This window comes from Sphingobium sp. DC-2 (genome assembly GCF_000722555.1).
Classification (GTDB): domain Bacteria; phylum Pseudomonadota; class Alphaproteobacteria; order Sphingomonadales; family Sphingomonadaceae; genus Sphingobium; species Sphingobium quisquiliarum.
This window is the reverse complement of the sequence record NZ_JNAC01000011.1, coordinates 1-2,412: the sequence shown is the minus strand read 5'-3', so window position 1 is coordinate 2,412 and position 2,412 is coordinate 1. Positions and strand designations below refer to the sequence as shown.

Here is a 2,412-nt window from a genome sequence, read left to right as displayed (position 1 = left end):
CTATAACCCCGATTTCGCCGAAGTCACTATCGATAACACTCTATTATCGATAGTGCAAAAAAGGGCGTGCTAGGGATGGTGCAGTTAAGGCAGTTTAGGTTACCCTTGCGACATGCCCGATTTTTGCGATCCATCGACCCGATTCCATCCGCTCCGATCGGACGAAGATGCGCCGATCGAAGACCTGATGACGGCAAGGGTGCGCGCGGCGCTCACCTGGGGCCAGCTGCAAGGCCGTTTAGCGCATGTGCCCGCGCAAGTTGCGCATCAATTCTGCGCCGCGCTCGCCCGCCTGCTCCTCGTCGAAGCGCTCACGGGTAGCGGCTTTTCCGGCGCGAACAGCTGGTTTTCCGCATGGTTTTCCGGCCTCCAGCCCGTGCCCGACGCCACCGCCCATGTCGCAGCCCCGCCCTCGCTGGTCGCCGACACGCTGCTCGCCGAGCTCTCGCTGTCGGCCTGGGCGCCGCTCGCCGACACGGCCATCCAAATCCGCGCCGCAGCGCATTTCCATCGCGGCGAGGGCGCCCCGCAAGGCGAGCGCGGCGATGCCCCCGCGTTCGCCGTAGCGGAAGCGGCGCGGCTCGCCGAGCCGCCCGCCGACGATCGCGCGGACGACTGGCCCCTCGCCGCGCTCGATCGCCTGCATCGGGCCGCGGCCGCCTCGCCGCATTTCGCGCCCACCGAGCGCAGCTACCAGCTGCTCCCCCTGCCCGCCGGGCCGGTCTCCTTCGAGCAGACGCGGACGGCCACGCCGCTGTGGGCGCTCGATCTCCTCGCCGGCGCCCTGATCGCGCGGAGCGCGCCAGCGACCAGGCCGCTGCCCCTGCCCGGAGCCGTGCGCGCCGAGGCGCTCAGACCCGAGCTCTGGTCCCGCGAGCGCGCCATTATCACGGCCGAGGCCGCCGGCGAAGCTGCGCAGCGGCTGAGCGACCAGCTCGATGCAGCCCATGCGAGCGTGCGCGAAGTGCATGAGGCGATGACCGTCCTGCGTTCGACCTCGCGCGCGCCGCTGCTCTACCGGCTGCTCGCGGGCTTCGGACCGCTGCGCCCGCTCCAGATCGAGAAGGCCCTTGGCGTTTCGAAAAACGGCGTGCGCGATCTCGTCGCCGCCCTCGTCAAAGCGGGCCTCGCCGAGCGGGCGGCGTACGAACATCACACGATCATCCGCGCCCTGCCCCGCGCGCGCCGTGCCACGCTGGCGGCCGAGGGTGAAAGCAGATCCGTTGAAACCAGCTCCGGCGCGACGTTCGCCGCGTTCGACGCGGCCATGGCCGATGTCGAGCGCGTGCTCGCCCGTATGGAGACGGCGCGCGAATGACCCCGGCAACACGGCAAGATAGGAAACCCCGGCAGAAACTTCAAATCGACGCGCCCGATACGGGACTCGCGCCGCCGTTTCAGGCCATGACCTGTCTTTGAACGATCAAAGGAAAGTTCGCGCAAAAGCCCCTGGGAGCGCAAAAAGGCGGTCTCGGATAGGAGGGGGCGCCCAGAGGCCGCCACCACGCCCTACGGGCCTCCTGAGGGCAAATTCGCGCGAAATGCCCAATGGGCGACCGTCGCCGTCCGGCTTTACCATCCGCGCCCATGACCCGGCAGATCGAGCAGGATGCGAAACCTGGGAGCGGCGAAGCAGGCGGCGAGCCGCGCCCGCCACAGATCGCCATTCGCGCTGCAAGCCGGCTCGGCGCAGCCGGCGGACATCGCCGCGCCCACCATCCCCGATGCTTGCAGGTAAAACAGCGCCTCCTGGAAACCACGGCGCTGCGCTGACATCGCCGCGCTCTCCGTCGCGGCGGCGTCTCGTACCGCGCGCGCCAGCGCCGCGCGGCGAGCCTTCAGCCCCTGCATCAAATGGGCACGGGGATAATTGCGCTTGGCCTGCTCGAGCTGCTCGCAGACCATGGTGAGCCGGCGACGCTCGCGGTCGAGCTGCCGCAGGCCGACCCTGGCGATCGCCTCCGCCAGATCCGATAATTGGGGTCCGACGCCGGAAGCCGCCTTTCGCGGCAGGCGTGCCGGCTGCGCATCGAAGCGGAAGATTTGCTCCCATCGCCCGGCTTTCAGCCCGTCACTGCTGTGGAGCGCCGCCAGCAGCAGATGACGCACCGGAGCGTAGTGGAAGCGGTTGCCGACCAGCGCCGCCCGGTACCGCTCCCAACCTACCCGGTCACCGGGGCGGGCGCCGCGGATTTGCTCCCGCGCAATCATCCCGTTCCACAGCACTCGGGTTTTGACGAAGGCAAACCGCGCCATTTGCGCGCGCGTGCGCGCGACCCGGGCCGCGAGCGCCCGCTCGGCGGCCTGCGTCCGCCCCAGGGCCCTGATCCCCGCAAGATCGGTCAGCAACAGCGCATGACGGTCGCAGAAGGTCGTCACGCGCAAGATCCAGCTCCGCTCGATCCGCCACGG

Annotated in this window: 2 protein-coding genes; one reads left to right on the top strand and one right to left on the bottom strand. The window is 69.2% G+C overall.

Going from position 1 to position 2,412, the window contains the following annotated elements; translation table 11 throughout:
• Window positions 1-112: 112 nt before the first annotated feature.
• Window positions 113-1,318, top strand: a complete 1,206-nt coding sequence (locus tag ET21_RS0102530; protein WP_030538460.1) for a MarR family transcriptional regulator — start codon at window positions 113-115, stop codon at window positions 1,316-1,318.
• Between the two features lie 254 nt (window positions 1,319-1,572).
• Here ET21_RS0102530 and ET21_RS25515 read toward each other — a convergent pair.
• Window positions 1,573-2,412 (bottom strand): hypothetical protein (locus ET21_RS25515; RefSeq protein WP_037470138.1); only part of this gene is annotated, 840 nt, incomplete at its 5' end.